The sequence below is a fragment of the Kitasatospora sp. HPM-01-4 genome (genome assembly GCF_051374625.1).
Lineage (GTDB): Bacteria > Actinomycetota > Actinomycetes > Streptomycetales > Streptomycetaceae > Kitasatospora.
This window is the reverse complement of the sequence record NZ_JBPQGP010000005.1, coordinates 3,904,903-3,920,270: the sequence shown is the minus strand read 5'-3', so window position 1 is coordinate 3,920,270 and position 15,368 is coordinate 3,904,903. Positions and strand designations below refer to the sequence as shown.

Sequence of the window (15,368 nt, the reverse complement as noted above, 5' to 3'; positions counted from 1 at the left end):
ACCACGCCTGGGTGCCGCATCGCGGGTAGCCGGCAGGCGCACCGGTGACCGCCGGGCAGCGGCGGTCACGGAGTGTCTACCGGGGCGTCCGGGTCGTCAAGGGCGAGCTGGGTCTCCTCCATCGCGTGGTTCAGATCCCACAACCGGTCGAGCATCTGCTCGCCCAGCTTGTGCGCCGGAGTGCAGCTGCACGGGGTCACGGCGACCGAGGTCAGCAGCTTGCTGAGCGCTCCGAAGACACCGCCGTCGCCCACATCCCGCAGCTCGTACAGGAGGCGTCGGGCCTCCTTCTCGGAGAAGGTCTTCTGGAACTGCTCCGTCACCTTCTGCAGGTGTCCGGCGGCGAGGACGAGGTCGGCGTTTGTCAAATGAGCCTCCGGGTAGGCGTGTTGGGCGGCACGGGTGCCGCCGGTGGTGGGGTGGTCGGGCGGGTTTGGGCCGGGAGCGGCCTGGGAGTCGAAGTGGAGCGGGCAGCGTTCGCTCGATCGCAGGCGGGCTGGTGCTCGACCGTCAGGGTGGTGAAGTAGGCCGGGACGTCTGCGAGGGTTTCGGCGAGTTGGTGGAGGTCTGCTGACGCTTCGTCCAGCCAGTCGTGCAGTTCGAGGCCGCTGTCGGGGGCGTTGTCACGGACCCACTCGGCGCCCGCTTCGGCGAATTCCTGCACGCGCGCGAGCACACCGGTGTCCGCGGTGAACACCGCGGCGATGAGCGGACCTGCTTCCTGGACGGACTCGGTGCCCTTCAACCGGTCGATCAGGGCTAGTACACCTGCCGCCGGATCCGTCCCCGCCACCGACTCGGTGGCGGGGACGGGGAGCTCTGGCATGTCGCCGGTCTCGCGCAGGCGGGCCAGGCCAGCAGAATTGTCGCCGCTGATGGCGCGAAGGCGGATGTCGACCGCCTGCAGCCGGGCGCCCAGCTGGTCGCTGTCCCACTTGGCTTGGTAGAGCTGTTGGGCCAGGCCAGAGGCGGAGGGATGCTGCTGGAAGTCGGCTTCCTCGGCGACCAACCCGATGGTGCGGGTCAGCTCTTTGACGACCGGGACGAGCCCGGCGAGGACATCTCGGTTGCCAGCGCCGGGGTCGTCGAGCAGGGGCTGGCGGAGCTTGCGCAGTGCCCAAGCCGCCGTCTGGGCGAGCTCTTCCTGGGAGAGGTCGAAGCGGTTGAGAACGCTGGTGAAGGTCGGGGGCTGGGGTCGTCGAGCAGACGGGTCGGTGGTCAGTTCGGGTTCTCGGTGACGCGGTCGGCGCTGGTGGCGGCGGCGGCCAGCTCGGGCAGGTCGGCCGGCGCACTCTCACGCTGATCGATCCACCAGGACGCCTTGTCCAGTGTGCGCAGCTGCCGTTCGACGGCCAGCCAGTCCTCCTCAGCGACCACGCCCTCGACCACCAGCGCCTCGTACGAGGCGGTCACCAGCTGGTGCCGGCAGCGCTCGCCCCACGCGATGGCACGCTCGGGGCCCTCCAGCGGGGGCATCTCGAAGCGGCCGGCCCACTCGGCGGCTGCCTGCTGCTCCTCGGCGCGGCGGGCGGCGATCCACGCCTCGCGCTCGGCGGTGTCCTCCTTGCGCTCGGCCAGCCAGCAGTCGCGGCAGGAGCGGGTCGCCAGCCAGCGGGCGTAGCCGGCGCGCTTGTCGGCGGGACGGGCGGACAGATCGTGGTCGACCTCGTGTCCGCAGTCGTGCTCGACGGTCCAGTTCTTCTTGACGGCCAGGGTAATTCTCCTTCAATCAGCGGGAGTTGGTGTGTCCAGCGGCCCAGGCGATCCGCGGGTCGACGGCCTGAGCGGACGCGGCAGTGGCGGCGGCGCCGGTGGCGTGCAGGGCGGCGGCGGTGCGGACCCGGCCGCTGGTAGCGAGTGCTGCGCGGGCGCGGGGGCTGGCCGGTGCGCTCGTGCGGGCGGCCGGCGGGGCGGGAGTGGCGGCGACGGCGGCGAGGTCCTTGCCGGCCCCGGCGAGAACCGTGGTGGCCTCGCCAATCACCGCCTCGACGCGGGCCAGGTCGACGCTGCCGGGGTCGGCGCGCACCTGCTCCTCGATGGCCCGCAGTCGGGAGGCGATCTCGGCGGTCATCGCTGCGCGGTCGTGCAGCAGGGCGTCGGCGCGCCGCTCGTCGCGGCTCGGCCGGGCCGGAGGGTGGACGACGGTGTCGAACGGATCGGTCGTCGCGGCCGGTGTGACGGGTCCGAGGTCGGGAGCCTTGAACACGCGGGTGGCGAACGGGTCCTCGGCCGTGGCGGCACGCGGCGACACGGCGGGCGAGGGTGGGGTGCGGTCCATCGCCTCGATCAGTCGGGTGGCGAACGGGTCGGTGCTCTCGTACGGGCCGCCCAGCGGTTCGAAGGCCAGGTCGGTGGCGACCCGCAGGCCCTGGCCGCGCAGCGTGGAGACGGCGGTGGTGGCCCGCTGGACGCCTTCGTACTCGGGCTCGTCCAGGACGTAGAGGCTGGGGTGCTCGCGGGTGCGTACGAAGCCGGCCTCGGCGAGCGCGAACGCGGCCTGCTGGTGGCTGTGCGGGTTGGTGGCCACGATACCCAGCCGCGGGTGCCGGCCGATGTGCACGTCGTGCTGGCGCTGGGCGCTGGCCTGAACGACGGCACCGGGGCCGGCGGCGCGGGCGGCCGGGCTGTCGAGGACGGGCCGGGTCGCCTCGTTGTAGTCGAAGGCGGGGTCGGCGCTGACCTTGACTCCGCCACGGCGCAGTGCGGCGACGGTCTGCCGTGCGTGTAGGAAGACGTTCTGCTCGGTCGCCGGGTCGAGGGCGTGCCGCCCGTCGTCGAGCTGACGGAACCCGGCGCGGGCGAGCAGGGTGTGGGCGGTCGGCGAGGCGTCGGGGCCGACGTCGGCGACGACGCCGTACTGCGGGTCGCGGGTGATGGAGACGTGCTCGGGGGTGATGCGCTGCTCCTCGGGGCAGGGGGTGGACGCGGTCAGCGGCGGGTGGCCGGTGCCGGCGGAGGTGGGACCGGCACCGCGGGGCGGGCCTGATCGGAGGTGGCGGAGCCGTCACGCGCCGCCGAGGGCGAGACGGCAGCGCTGGCTGTCTCGACGGGGTCAGCGGGAAGCTGCTCGGCCGGATGCGGGCCCCGGGGGCAGGGGCGGAGTGGAGGGGGCGGCGGACATCCGCAGGCGGCGCGACGGCCGCGCGGCCTCCGCCCGGGCAGTGGTCGGCACGGTCGTGTCCCGCAGCATCGTCACCCGGAAGTCCCGGCGGGCCTCGGCTCCGGCGAAGGAGGCGTAGTAGTCGGTGACGTCGAGGCGACCGGCACTGGGTTCGTAGCGCAGCCACACGCACGAGTGCAGGTCATCCTCCGCGGGGTCGCTGGCCAGCCACCACTGCACGCCGTCGAAGTCGGCGCTCATCGCCTCCACCACCAGGGCGCCGGACACCACCTGCTCGGCAGCGTCGCGATCCCGCGCGCCGAGGTGGCCGGCGGCAAGCGCATCGGAGATGACCGTGCGGGCCTTGGCGGCCGTGATGGCGGCGTCCGGGAACGGGCCGCCGTCCAGCAGCCACCGGTAGTGCTCGACCAAGTCGGCGTTGCGCTGCTCGGGCCGGTGCCAGTTCGTGACCGGAAACCTCGCCTTCACCAGCTGGTCGATGGCTTGAGCGGCGTTGTGGATCTGATCGTCCCGCTCGACGCTCGGGCGCTGGTGCCAGCCGTCCAACTCGTCAGCCCAGTACCAGAATCCCGCCTCGTAGAGGACATCGCGCGCCTTCTGCGGCACCCGGCCGGTCAGCACGGCGAACTCGCCGTGGTCGAAGGTCCAGCCGAACGCGACCGAGCCGGCGGCGTCGGCTTTCGTGGGTACGGACATCTCTGGGCTCCGGGTCAGCGGCGGCGGGCCGCGCCCTGCACGACCACGACGGGAACCGCAACGGCGGCGACCTGGTCCGCCTGCCGCTTCGTCTCCTCCTCGCGCTCCTGAAGGAGCCGCACGAGGTCGGCCTCCAGCGCGTCACGTTCCTCGGCCGCCACCTCCAGCTTCTCCAGCTGCGCGTCCAGCTCGTCGAGGACGCCGTCGTCGACCCGGCGCTTGGCGGCGGCGATGTTGATCAGCCGGACCCGCTGGAAGGACACCGCGGTCTCGGCCGCGACCAGCGCGCGGTGCGTCTCGATCACGCGGGAGGTTGCCGCGTCAGCCCGCGCCTCGGTGGCGACGAGGGAGGTGAGGCTCTGGCCGAGGGCAGCCTCCAGGCGGGCGTCCTGGCGGGTGAGGGTCATGGTCGGCATGTGTCTCCAAGAGGTAGTCAGAGAGGTGGAGTTGGCGCGGCTAGCGACGATCAGAACGGGGAGAGGTTGGAGCCCGAGGTACGGGACGGAGCGGGGGTGGCAACGCGCGGTGGCGCGGGCGGAAGCGGGCCAGGGCGGCCGAGCAGCAGCGGGGACGTCCGCCGGGCGGCGGCCCGCCGGATGCCGGGCTCGGGCGGGTCGGCCTCGTAGCCCAGCCTGGCCCACGCCTCGCGGGCGGCGGCCAGGCTGGGGTGGCGGTCCGGCCCGTAGTGCCTGCTGCCCGGCTCCGTGTAGAACACAGCCGCTTCCCCAGCGCCCGGGTAGTCGACGAGCATCTCGAGCGCACCTTCGGGGGCCCGGTGGTGCGCGTGGAGCACCAGGTGACCGTTGTCGAGATCGTCGCTGACCAGGTGCACCCAGACGGTGCGGTCACCCAGAGTCCGCGGCTCCGGCGAATCCGAGCGCAACTTGGGCGGCACCGCCTCGACGCGGCGGCGCTGCTCGTCCTTGCTGTACACCCGGGTGAAGCCGTAGCCGGCGACGGTGACCAGCCGCTCGGCCTCCAGGATTTGCCGCCGCGTGGTCGAGGCGTCGGTGTCCCGGCGGATGCGGTGCAGCTGCAGCGCGTCGTCGCGCATGAAGCCGGCCTGTTCGAGCCAGTACGCGCTGCGCCGGTCGGGCGGGTCGGCGACGACGGTGTCCCGGTCGGGCAGGTGAGCGATGGTGACGTGGGCGATGAACGCTCCTAGACGGTCGACCGGACGGGAACAGACGGAGAAGATGCGGCGCGGGGCGAGCGGCTGGCCGTCACCGGCCGGAGGCAGAAGTCCTCGGCATGTTCTGTGAGTTGCAGCCACGGAAAGCATCGGTCCGTGAGACGATGACTTCGTCGTCATCTCCGTCCGGGGCCGAGTCGCCGACTGCCGGAGGTGCCTGCGGTCACGTGGTGACGCTCACGCCGCGGTCCGGCTTTCGTGCATCCGTGCGTCGGTGTCGAAGAGGCTCAACTCGGCTCGGTGGAGCAGATGTTGAACAACGAAACTTCGCCCGGCCACCCGCCACAGCCCGCGGCCCTTGCCCAGCTGGGCGATGGCAGCGGTCTCCACACCGCTCAGGCCGAGCAGGCCGGCGGTGGCGGTCAGCTGATCAGCCTCCTGGCGGTAGATGATCCTCGTCGCGCAGTCGGTCAGCAGGCCCTCAGCGAGTGCGCGAGTGCGCGATCCGGCGTCACCGGCGCTGAGCAAGTCGGACAACCGGTGGATGATCAGCATGTTGGCGATGCCCAACCCGCGGCTCAACTTCCACTGGCTCTGCATTCGTTCGAGCAGCGCCGCGTGCCGCATGACGCGCCACGCCTCGTCGTAGATCACCCACCTGCGACCTCCCGAGGGGTCGCTGAGCGCGGCCTCCATCCAGGCTGACGCGCAGGTCATCGCGAGGACCAGCGCGGTGTCGTCGCCGGTGGAGCCGAGCCTGGACAGGTCGATCGTCAGCATCGGGCTGCGCGAATCGAAGGCTGCGGTTGACGGGGCGTCGAACATCCCGGCGAGGTCCCCGAGAACCAGTCGGCGCAGCGCGTGGGAGAGGTCCTGGGCGGCGGCGCCGACCCGGCGGGTGGGGTCGCCGAGCGCGGCGTCGAGGACGGCTGGCTGCCCGAGGACGGCGGCGACGTCGCCGAGCAGCGGCACCTGGCCGGTCTGCTCGGTGCGGGTGACGACCGCGTCCAGGGCGACATCGAGCGCGGTGTACTCCATCGGGTGCAGATCCCGGTGCAGCACGGTGCGCGCCAACGAGCCGAGCAGTAGAAGCCGGCGCTTGCGGACCTCGCCAGCCCAGTCGGCCGGATCCACGCCCGCCGGCGGGGGCGGGGCATCCAGCGGGTTCAGCCGGCCGGGCAGTCCCGGGCCCAAGGCGATGGTGGTCCCGCCGATCGCCTCTGAGACGGACGACCACTCGCCCTTCGGGTCGCATGGCACGTAGACGCGGTAGCCAAAGGCCGTACTCCGCAAGGCAATTGACTTCGCCAGCGCCGACTTTCCCTGGCCGATGACGCCGGCGATCAGGCAGTTCGGGTTGGTGAAATGTTCGATTCGTCCGTACAGGGCAAAAGGATCGAATACGAACGAGGCTTCCGCATGGACATCACGGCCGATCAGGACGCCCGAGGAGCCGAGGCCGCCCTCGGCGAGGAAGGGGTAGGCCGCGCTGGCGGTCGCGGTGGTCATCCGGTGTGCCGGCAGCCGCAGCTTGCCACCGCGCAGGGAGGCCGGGCCGGGCCGGCCGGAGACTGGGTAGGTGGGGAGGAGTTCGGCGTTCTCCTCGCGGCGGTTCTTCGGACGGTGGGGCTGGCCGGCCTCGCGGGCGGTGCGGCGGGCGGCGGCGAGGTCGCGCTTGGCCTGGCGGCGGGCGGCGCGGTCTGAGCGGGTCGGGGTGAACAGGGGGGTGGCACTGGCGGAGCGCAGGAACGTTTCTCCAGATCAGGTGCGGGAGGAGGCAGTGGGGGTGCCGCGCAGCTCGGAGGGGGTGGCGATGCGGCGAACGCGGCCGGCGGTGATGGTGTGGCGCTGGCAGATCGCCATGTCCGGTGCCCCTTCCGGCAGTCGCAGCGCGCACGCCTCGCGGGTGGGGCGGCGTCCGTCGGCGCGCGGGGCGCGATGGTAGGCGCCGTGGAGCGCCTCGCAGGTCTGCCAGACGCGGATGCGGGCGGCGTGGAGGTGGTCGGCCTCGGCCGGAGCGTGGGGCCTGGTGGTGCCGGTGTGGGTGTCGAGCAGGGCGAACAGCGCGACGCAGTGGGCGTGCAGGGCGTCCAACTCGGCGCGGGAGACGGGCTCCTGCTCGGGGAGGGCGGTGTGGTGGTGGACGTCGAGGCCGGCGGTCGCGAAGCGCAGCAGGCGGTGGTCGCCGGTGGGCGGGTGGTGCACGGCGGGGCCTCCCGTCAGGTGCGTGCGAGCGGCAGGGCGGCCTGGGCGAAGGCTTCGGCCTGCTGCCAGCGCAGGAGCCGCGGGTCCAGGCCGGTGCCGGCGGCGGCGGTCTCGATGGAGGCGCAGGAACGGCGCAGTTCCTCGGGGGTGTCGGCCGAGACCACCACCAGGCCGGTCAGGTCGACGTCGGCATGGCCGCTGATCAGCTCGCGCTCGTGCTGCTTGGCGTCCGCGTACTCCATCGAGTCGGCCTCGGAGTCGACTTGGCCCTTGCGGACGCGCTCGGCGGCGTCGGCGATGATGCTGGCCTTGGTGCGCTGCACCGCCTTGAGCGCGGCGTCGAGGGCCTGCGGGCCGTAGGTGAGGGAGAGCGTGCGGCGGGCTCCGCCGGCGAAAACCAGGGGGTGGAGGAAGCTGTGGGCGACCTCCGAGCGAGGCCACTGCTCGATCCAGTACACCGCGTGGCAGGCGGTGTCGGTGGTGAGCCGGGTGGGTTCCTCGACGACGACGACGGGGCCGGCGGCGGCCGGGTCGGCGGTGGGCTGGCCGGTCTCGGACCACTGCTCGAGGTGGGCGAGGGCCTTCGGGTCGTAGGCGCTGCGGATCACGGCGGCGATCTCCCCGGTGGTCAGCCAACCGCCAGGGTTCAGACCGGCGTTGCGCAGCGACTGCTCGAAGCCGGGGACCAGCTGGGCAAGCACCGTGAAGGCGCCGACCAGGCCGCCGCCGGCCTCCCCGATGAGGCGGCGGGCCGCCTTGAGGTCGAGGCTGACCGCGATGTAGCTCTCGTGCGGCGCGGCGGTCGGTCCCGCGGCGGCGAGCAGATCCTCGTAGACGGGTCCTGCGACCGTCGCCTCGGGGTGGCCGTTCTCGGCCCAGTAGCGCTGCAGGGCGTCGCCGCTGTCCGGGACGGTGCGCTCGATGACCTGCACGGTGGTGATGTAGCCGGTGCGGGCGAGCGAGGCCAGGCACCGGCCCCAGGCGCTCACGTTGGCGGACTGGGTCGGCGGGTCGAGCAGCGCGAACGCGCGAGAGCTGACACGGATGACGGAGGTGAGGGTGTTCTTCTGCGGGTCGTGGACCGCGCCGAGCGTGCCGTCCGGCGAGGTGACGGCGCGCAGGCTCGCCTCGGTGCCGGGCAGGTGGAGGAGGCCGTCACGGCGGGGCCGGGTGGAGGGGCGGGCGAGCCAGACGAGCTGGCCCTTGGCACGGCGCAGGTAGTAGCGGGTGGCGATAGGGGACCAATCGGCGATGGAGCGGCTGTGGACGCGGACGAGGACGAGTGCGGCGGCCAGTGCCCAGACGGGGGTGGCCAGGGCGGCGCCGGCCAGTCCGGTGGCGACCATGGTCGCCAGGAGCAGGGCGCCTGCCGTGGCGACGACGGTGAGCTGGGCGGCACTGAGCCCGAGCAGCACGCCGCGGCGGGATCGGCTGGGGAACCGGACGGTCGGGAGTTCGGAGGCCGACAGGGGCGACTCTTTCGGTGAGGGAGGCGGCCGGCCGGGGCCCGGGCGGAGGGCGGCCCCGGCCGGTGGCGGTCAGGAGGTGGGCGGGGTGGACGAACCGACGGGGGTGGTCGGTGCGGAGGCGGGACCGGCGGCGGCAGAGGGAAACGTTTCTGCTCGCCCACCTGAGGAGGTTGAGCCGGTGGTCCGCGCGGCGCCGAGGACGATCTGCGGTGCGCTGGACCCGCCCGCTGCGGTGGCGGCGGTAACGGCGCTGCTCGCCTTGGTCGTTGACCCCTCGGTGGGCGTTCCGGGCTGCTGGCCGGAGGCCGGGGCCCGGGAGATCAGGGGCTGCCCCTGGTCGCCGCCGCTGCGCGAGCCGCGCCGGGTGATCAGCGGTTGGCTGATCGCGTCACCGCCGTTGCCGGAGGACGTGCCGGGGAACCGGAAGGTGCTCTGCGACGGGGAGGACTCGCCGCCGCCGGAGTTGGTGCTGCTGTCACCGGCGGGGCTGTCCTGGCCGGGAACCTGCGCGGGGCCCTGCGGGGCACCGCCGCCCATCGCCGCACCACCCGCGGCGCCGCCGCCCATCGCCGCGGCGCCTGCGCCGCCGCTGGCCGCGGTCATGGCCATCCGGGCACCCTTCTGGGCGGTTGCGGCGCCGGCCTGGAGGCCGGCCGCGGTCGAGCGGTGCAGGTCGTGGCTCTGCCCACCGTCACCGGCCCAGTGCACGAACTTGTAGAGCGCCATCGGGCTGAGCAGCACCAGCGCCATGATGACCAAGCCGGAGATGATGTCCGAGAGCGCCTGCACGCCGTCCTTGGTGTTGCTCTCGCCGAGGGCGGAGACGCCGACCAGCATGATCACCGTCATGATCAGCTTGCTGAAGACGACGGTGGCGGTGGCTTCGACCCATTTGCGTCGCCAGTCGCGGGTCGGCTCCCAGGCGCCGCCGGCCGCCGCGAACGGGGCAAGCACGACGAGCACGAGGACCGTGACCTTGCGCAGGACCATCGCTCCCCAGTAGAGGATCGCTCCGGCCGCGCAGCCGAGCGCGACCAGTGCGGGGATGGCCCAGCCGAGGGGTGACGTGACGCTGATCATCGACACCCGGACGATCCGCCGGACCGCGTCGTCCATGTTGGTGTTGGCGATCTGGAACAGCCCCCGCGACAGGGCGTCCACGATCACGATCGCGACACCGGTGAAGATGCTCGCGCACATCGCGAACAGCGTCGCCGAGACGGTGCTGGTGACGGCCTGGCCGAGTGCCTGGCCGTCCCTGCGCCAGGCCGCCCTGATCAGCTGGAAGATGAAGGTCATCACCAGCATCGTCAGCGCGATCGGCAGGATCGTGGCGTAGTTGGTGCGGAACCACTCGGCGGACAAGTCGATGCTGGTGGTCTTGTCGACGGCGCGGGAGGCGAGGTCGACGGAGCTCTTGGCGAGGTCGCCGGCCGACTTGGCGATCCACTTGCCGATGGAGTCGGTGACCGAGTCGCTGACGCCGCCGACGATGACGTCGCAGAGCAGGCCGGAGCCGGGAAGATCACAAAAGCCGATGGGCGATCAGCTCCTCTGGTTGGGACCGATGGGGAAGGTCAGGGGTAGACGGTGGTGGCGATGGAGGCCAGCGCGCAGTCGCGGCCCGGCCGGCACTGCACGGCCAGGGTGAGGGAACGGTCCTCGGCGCCCCGGCCGCCGTCGCGCCAGGTCACGGTCTGCTTGCCGGTGACGGTGACCGCGTAGATGTAGGCGACGGTCAGCTGCGTCGGGTCCTGGCCGATGGCTTGCTGCCAGGCGGCGGGCAGGTGCGCCTCGGCCACCTCGCCGACGGCGAACTGGCCGTTGTCGCGCATCCGGTCCCACAGGGTCGGGTCCGGGACCTGCGCGGCGAGCGCGTCCGGGTCGGCGTACTGGCTCTCGCCGGTCAACCACGCGCGCAGGCCGGCGAGCTGCTGCGGCTGGGTCGCGGTGCGGGTGTCGTAGGTCCACAGCGCCGCGGTGAACGCCTTCGCGAACGCGATCGGGTCGCTGGTGTGCGGCGGAGCGGCGACGACGGGGGCGGTGCTGGCGGTCGGGCCGACCGAGGGGCTGGCGTCGGTTCGCGGCGATGGCGGAGCGGAACGCGTCGAAACGGCATGGGCGGAGGGGGAGTTGGCGGCGCTCGGGGTGCGGTGGCCGCCGCCCGCCAGCCGGGCGGTGAGCCCGGCCAGCAGGGCGACGACCACGAGCACGCCCAGGCCGATCAGCAGCCGGCGCAGCAGCGCGGACTGCCCGGTGAACGGCGAGGACGACTTGAGCATCAGTGGACGTTGGTCCCAACCGCGCTGAAGAAGGACACGATCCCGTTGGCGGCGCCCAGCAGGAGGGCCGCGCCGGCCGCTACGAGCGCGCCCTGCTTGCCCTTCTGTTCGCTGCCGTGCGAACCCGTGTGGTGGCCCCAGGCCCAGACGATGCCGCTGACGCACAGCGCACCGACCACCGCGATGATCGCGAACAAGTTGATCGAGCCGACGGTGGACTTGAGGACGTCCAGGCCGGGAAGACCGCCCTGGCTGGGCGTGATGCCGGGGTCGAAGGCCAGCTGCTGGGTCGTGGCGGCGGAAGCGGCGAGGTAGGTGAGCAATCACACTCCACGGCTAGAGGGGCGGGAAGGTGCGCGGCCGGGCCGCGCGAGGGAGGGGTAGAATGCGCGAAGTGCGCTGAGACGGAGAGCAGTTGCCGTCAGGTGGCGACTCGGCGGGCGGCGATAATGCCCGCCTTCCAGGAGTCGAGCGTGGAGATCTTGACCACGTCGCCGGTCTTCGGCGCGTGAACCACGAGGCCCTGGCCGATGTACATGCCCACGTGTTCTGGGCCCTGCGGGCCGGGCTCGATGAACAGCAGGTCGCCGGGGCGCAAGGCGTCCACCGACACGGCGGTGCCCTCGCTGACCTGGGTGTAGGTCGTGCGCGTGAGCGTCACGCCGCCGGCCTTGTACGCCTGCTGCATCAGCGAGCTGCAGTCACACCTGGCCAGCGGGTCCGGGCCATGTGGTGCGGTGCAGTCGCCGCCCCACTGATAGGGCGTGCCCAACTGGCCGAGCGCGAACTTGATCGCGTTCTGGACGGCGGGCGGAGCGTCGGTGGGGATCTGGTAGCCGGCGGGCAGGACGCCCGGGGGGATAGTGCCCCAGTCCGTCCCCGTTCCCGCGCCGGTTCCGCACCCGCCCGAAGAGGGCGAAGGTGCGGGGGTCGCGGTCGGGGAAGGGGAGCCGCCTGGGGGCGAACTCCCGGACAGAGTCTGGGAGATGGACTGCTGAAGGGCGCTCGCCAGGCCCTCCCATTTCGCGTACGCGTCGGGGAAGCCGGACGCCTGGACCTTCTGCGCGGCCTGGGTCAGCGGCAGCTGTTCCCAGCCGGAGACGTTGAGCAGGGCCTTGTAGAAGCTGGTGGAGGCGTAGACCGGGTCCTGGATCTGCTCGGCCGTGCCCCAGCCCTGTGACGGGCGCTGCTGGAAGAGGCCGAGCGAATCTCGGTCCCCGGAGGACAAGTTGCGAAGTCCCGACTCCTGCAGGGCGGTTGCCAGCGCGATGGTCTGACCGCGAGCCGGGACCTTCAGTGCGATGCCGGTCGCCACGATCGTCTTCGCGTTGGGGATCTGGATGCTCGGGGCGTCCAGGCCGGCGACCGAGCCGGCCGGTCCCGCGGCTCCGCTCAGGATCAGCTTGACCTGGGCGGCGACGGCGGCGGTGTCCACAGACTGTGGGCCGGTGCCGGACGTGCAGGTGCTGCTGGTGGCCTTGGTGGCCTCGTCGTTGGCGGCTACGGCCAGCGCGGGGAACGCCGCGGCGAACGGTGTGAGCAGGAGGCCGGCCGTGCCGAGGCCGACGACCTTCTTCAGGCTCATCGCGTCTCCAGGGCGCCACCTTCCGCCGGAGCGGTGGCGGGGGTGTCCGGAGGCCGGGAGCTGGTAATCGGCGTCCGTTCGGTGAGGGAGCGGATGATGGGGTCTCCTGTCGGATCATGCGACCGAGCGCGGGGTGAGGGGCCCGCCCTCCTGTTGATGAGGGCGGGCCGACTGGAGCGGCAGCAAGCCGCGCTCCTAATCTCGAAAAGGGCATAGGTGTCCCCGGGAGTGGATAGGTGGAATTCGCTTGAGGTCACCGAAGCTACCGAATCGAAGGCTCGCGACCTAAAACGAAGCGAACGCTCCGATCAGAGATATTCCGGCGACGGACCGGTAGGACGTTAGTGCCTCCGAGGCTCGCGACCTAAAAAGCACGATGGTCGCCAGGGTTAACGGAGGGAAGGTCCCAGCCGGGTGCCCACAGTAGGTCCGAAAGGGCTCGCGACCTAAAACGAAGATCAGCCAGACCGGCAGACCTTCCCGTGGCGCAGGCGACGATAGGCGAGGTGCGGCTCGCAACCTAAAACGATCTTCTGCGACGGTCGGAGGTGGCTCTTTTTAGGTTGCGAGCCGCACGTGGGCTAGGTTCCTCACCGCAGCCGGATCCGCACAGTCCGAGCGCCCGCTTCACCCGCCCGCCTACGGCATCAACGCCCAGGTCGGAGACCGTGATTCGGCTGCCTTCCCCTTCCCCGACCAGGAGGACAGCCCGCCCCTTGCCCTACGAAATCCACCGGGGCGACGCCCTCACCCGGCTCGCCGCGATCCCCTCGAACTCCGTCGACTGCGTCATCACCGACCCCCCGTACAATTCGGGCGGGCGTACCACGCAGGAAAGGACCGGACGGACGGCCCGCGCGAAGTACACCTCGGCCGACGCCGCCCACACCCTCGCCGATTTCCCCGGCGAGAACAAGGACCAGCGTTCTTACACGTACTGGTTGAGTCAGCTGCTCGCTGAGTCCTATCGTGCGACCAAGAACGGTGGCGTCGCACTCGTTTTCACGGATTGGCGCCAGCTGGCCGCCACCAGCGACGCTCTACAGGCCGGCGGCTGGATCTGGCGTGGTGCGCTCGCCTGGTACAAGCCCGCCGCACGACCGCAAAAGGGACGTTTCACGCAGAATTGTGAATTCGTTCTGTGGGGCAGCAAGGGCCCCATCGACGGCGACGCCCACCCCGTCTACCTGCCCGGCCTGTACACCGCCTCGCAGCCCCGGTCCGGTCGCGTCCACATCACGCAGAAGCCGGTCAGCGTGATGCGGGAGCTGGTGAAGATCTGCAAGCCCGGCGGGACCGTTCTCGACTTCTGCGCTGGCTCCGGCTCGACGGGAGTGGCCGCCATTATGGAAGGCCGCAACTTCGTTGGCGTCGAGGTGACTTCACACTATGCCGAGATTGCCGAACACCGCCTCGCCGAGGCCGAGCAGCAGATCGCCTCGGGCACGCTCGATCCCGCTGCCGCGGACTCGGAGCCGCACGGGACGTGACCGCCGGGCCGGGCCGCCATCCCGCGGTCGGCCCGGCCCACCCGGCCCGCCTACCAGGAACGGCGGCGTGATGGCCCGCAACCCCCGAACCCTGCGAGCGGCAGGCGGATGGGCAACTCATCACCGGAATGCCGGCGAGTCCCTCCAGCTCACGGCCGCCATCATCGACGCTGGCCGCGAGGCGGGCGACCACGCCGTGAGCCGACTGGGCGTCAGCCGCTCGCCGCGGGCCGGCGCCGCCCGCACCCGCACGGCTGCAGTCCAGCAGGACAGCCCCGGGCGCGTTGCCATGGGAGCTGCTGGCTCTCCGGGAACGGCTGCCGCGCCGCCCCGGAGCAGGTCCCCGGCTGCACACGCTGACACAACTGCCTGCCACTGGGTACGCCTTCGCCAGCCCACCGCCTCGGACGGCAGCACGAAGCCGTTCGCCGAAGCGAGGACATCATCGACACCTATCCCTTGGACGACTTCGACCCGTTCGCCTTGGACGACTTCGCCCCGGCCACTCCGGAAGCGGCACACGCCGTTTATACGCTCGACTTCCTGCTCGACACCCCGGCCCTGCGATTGCAGCACGCCCCGTCGAGTGACTCACCGAGGCACAGCTACTACCTGTTCCAGGACGAGGTCTGCATTGGCCCGGACCTGCCCGCCCCGCAGTTCGTCGCTGCACACGTCCAACGCGACCCGACCACCGCCACCTACACCGCTGAGTACGAGAGCCTGCCGATGATCGCGCTCGCGGAGCGCTGGCTCATCGAGCGCGGCGCGGACCCGGACGCCGTCACCTACACCGGGGGCGTGTATGCCAAGCCCGCAAGCCCGGCTACCCGCCAGGTCGAGGAACGACTGCGCACGCCAGGACGCTATGAGGTCCTCGCTCACTTCACGTACGGCTGGGAACCCTCTCCCTCGTGGGTGCTCGCGCTGGACCAGCACGCCCCCGATCCGGGCCTGCCCTACCGCGTCTTCCACCAGCACGTCGACGAGGCCATCACCCTCGACATCCAAGCCTTCTGGGCTCGCGGATTCGACGCCACGGACATCGCGCCCGGCCCCGGCTGGTACTCCCTTAGCGAGCACGCCTTCGCCACCCTCCAGGAAGTCCAAGAGTGGACCCGTACGATCGACGCGGCCTGGGTCGGTAATGATCCCGGCTACGGCTACGAGGAGTCGTTCACCTTCCGGCCCATCCCCACCCACGCCACCTTCGTGCCGAGCACCGGCTCCCGTGCGCAGGCGGCAGCGACCCGCACCCGGGCGGGCGGAACCGGTCCGGGACATCCGTCACCGCCGCCACCACAGCCGCGCCACACCACAAGTCCCGGACGCTGAAACGAATCACCATCAGAGGCGACTCGAAGGTATGCGCCGCCCGCTGGTCGCCC

Annotated in this window: 16 protein-coding genes; 2 read left to right on the top strand and 14 right to left on the bottom strand. The window is 71.7% G+C overall.

Going from position 1 to position 15,368, the window contains the following annotated elements; translation table 11 throughout:
* Positions 1-65: 65 nt before the first annotated feature.
* The 14 genes from ACSMTC_RS16865 to ACSMTC_RS16800 all read right to left on the bottom strand — a co-directional run bounded on the left by ACSMTC_RS16865 (position 66) and on the right by ACSMTC_RS16800 (position 12,484).
* Complete coding sequence (locus tag ACSMTC_RS16865) at positions 66-368, bottom strand: hypothetical protein (RefSeq protein ID WP_436560515.1); 303 nt, start codon at positions 366-368, stop codon at positions 66-68.
* On the bottom strand, positions 365-1,009 hold the full coding sequence (locus ACSMTC_RS16860) for a hypothetical protein (protein ID WP_436560514.1): 645 nt from the start codon (positions 1,007-1,009) through the stop codon (positions 365-367). The genes ACSMTC_RS16865 and ACSMTC_RS16860 overlap by 4 nt, the downstream gene beginning before the upstream one ends.
* Positions 1,010-1,218: 209 nt before the next feature.
* Positions 1,219-1,476: a hypothetical protein gene (locus ACSMTC_RS16855; RefSeq protein WP_436560513.1), complete on the bottom strand. Its 258-nt coding sequence runs from the start codon at positions 1,474-1,476 to the stop codon at positions 1,219-1,221.
* A gap of 253 nt (positions 1,477-1,729) precedes the next feature.
* The gene (locus ACSMTC_RS16850) at positions 1,730-2,527 is read right to left on the bottom strand and encodes a hypothetical protein (RefSeq protein WP_436560512.1); all 798 of its coding nucleotides are present in this window, start codon (positions 2,525-2,527) and stop codon (positions 1,730-1,732) included.
* Positions 2,528-3,052: 525 nt separating this feature from the next.
* Positions 3,053-3,817, bottom strand: a complete 765-nt coding sequence (locus ACSMTC_RS16845) for a hypothetical protein (protein ID WP_436560511.1) — start codon at positions 3,815-3,817, stop codon at positions 3,053-3,055.
* A 14-nt stretch (positions 3,818-3,831) separates the two neighbouring features.
* Positions 3,832-4,233, bottom strand: coding sequence for a hypothetical protein (locus tag ACSMTC_RS16840; protein ID WP_436560510.1), 402 nt, complete (start codon positions 4,231-4,233; stop codon positions 3,832-3,834).
* A 50-nt stretch (positions 4,234-4,283) separates the two neighbouring features.
* Positions 4,284-5,090: a hypothetical protein gene (locus tag ACSMTC_RS16835; protein ID WP_436560509.1), complete on the bottom strand. Its 807-nt coding sequence runs from the start codon at positions 5,088-5,090 to the stop codon at positions 4,284-4,286.
* A 96-nt stretch (positions 5,091-5,186) separates the two neighbouring features.
* Positions 5,187-6,695: an ATP-binding protein gene (locus ACSMTC_RS16830; RefSeq protein WP_436564713.1), complete on the bottom strand. Its 1,509-nt coding sequence runs from the start codon at positions 6,693-6,695 to the stop codon at positions 5,187-5,189.
* A 15-nt stretch (positions 6,696-6,710) separates the two neighbouring features.
* Positions 6,711-7,154 (bottom strand): DUF6238 family protein, encoded by a 444-nt coding sequence (locus tag ACSMTC_RS16825; protein ID WP_436560508.1) that lies wholly within the window; start codon positions 7,152-7,154, stop codon positions 6,711-6,713.
* A 14-nt stretch (positions 7,155-7,168) separates the two neighbouring features.
* Positions 7,169-8,623 (bottom strand): SCO6880 family protein, encoded by a 1,455-nt coding sequence (locus ACSMTC_RS16820; RefSeq protein WP_436564712.1) that lies wholly within the window; start codon positions 8,621-8,623, stop codon positions 7,169-7,171.
* Positions 8,624-8,692: 69 nt separating this feature from the next.
* Positions 8,693-10,117, bottom strand: a complete 1,425-nt coding sequence (locus tag ACSMTC_RS16815) for an SCO6881 family protein (protein ID WP_436564711.1) — start codon at positions 10,115-10,117, stop codon at positions 8,693-8,695.
* 83 nt (positions 10,118-10,200) lie between these two features.
* The gene (locus ACSMTC_RS16810; protein ID WP_436560507.1) at positions 10,201-10,905 is read right to left on the bottom strand and encodes a hypothetical protein; all 705 of its coding nucleotides are present in this window, start codon (positions 10,903-10,905) and stop codon (positions 10,201-10,203) included.
* Positions 10,905-11,228: a DUF6112 family protein gene (locus tag ACSMTC_RS16805; RefSeq protein WP_436560506.1), complete on the bottom strand. Its 324-nt coding sequence runs from the start codon at positions 11,226-11,228 to the stop codon at positions 10,905-10,907. The genes ACSMTC_RS16810 and ACSMTC_RS16805 overlap by 1 nt, the downstream gene beginning before the upstream one ends.
* A gap of 98 nt (positions 11,229-11,326) precedes the next feature.
* Positions 11,327-12,484: a C40 family peptidase gene (locus ACSMTC_RS16800; RefSeq protein ID WP_436564710.1), complete on the bottom strand. Its 1,158-nt coding sequence runs from the start codon at positions 12,482-12,484 to the stop codon at positions 11,327-11,329.
* 722 nt (positions 12,485-13,206) lie between these two features.
* On the opposite strand from ACSMTC_RS16800, the gene ACSMTC_RS16795 reads away from it, so the two are divergent.
* Positions 13,207-13,980 (top strand): DNA-methyltransferase, encoded by a 774-nt coding sequence (locus tag ACSMTC_RS16795; protein ID WP_436560505.1) that lies wholly within the window; start codon positions 13,207-13,209, stop codon positions 13,978-13,980.
* A gap of 459 nt (positions 13,981-14,439) precedes the next feature.
* Entirely contained in the window at positions 14,440-15,315 is an 876-nt protein-coding gene (locus ACSMTC_RS16790) for a hypothetical protein (protein WP_436560504.1), read from the top strand.
* Positions 15,316-15,368: the final 53 nt, after the last annotated feature.

Coding starts and splice junctions, on each gene's coding strand:
- ACSMTC_RS16855 (WP_436560513.1), bottom strand. CDS start 1,476: ATGCCCCCGCTGGAGGGCCCCGAGCGTGCCATCGCGTGGGGCGAGCGC.
- ACSMTC_RS16845 (WP_436560511.1), bottom strand. CDS start 3,817: ATGTCCGTACCCACGAAAGCCGACGCCGCCGGCTCGGTCGCGTTCGGC.
- ACSMTC_RS16840 (WP_436560510.1), bottom strand. CDS start 4,233: ATGCCGACCATGACCCTCACCCGCCAGGACGCCCGCCTGGAGGCTGCC.
- ACSMTC_RS16810 (WP_436560507.1), bottom strand. CDS start 10,905: ATGCTCAAGTCGTCCTCGCCGTTCACCGGGCAGTCCGCGCTGCTGCGC.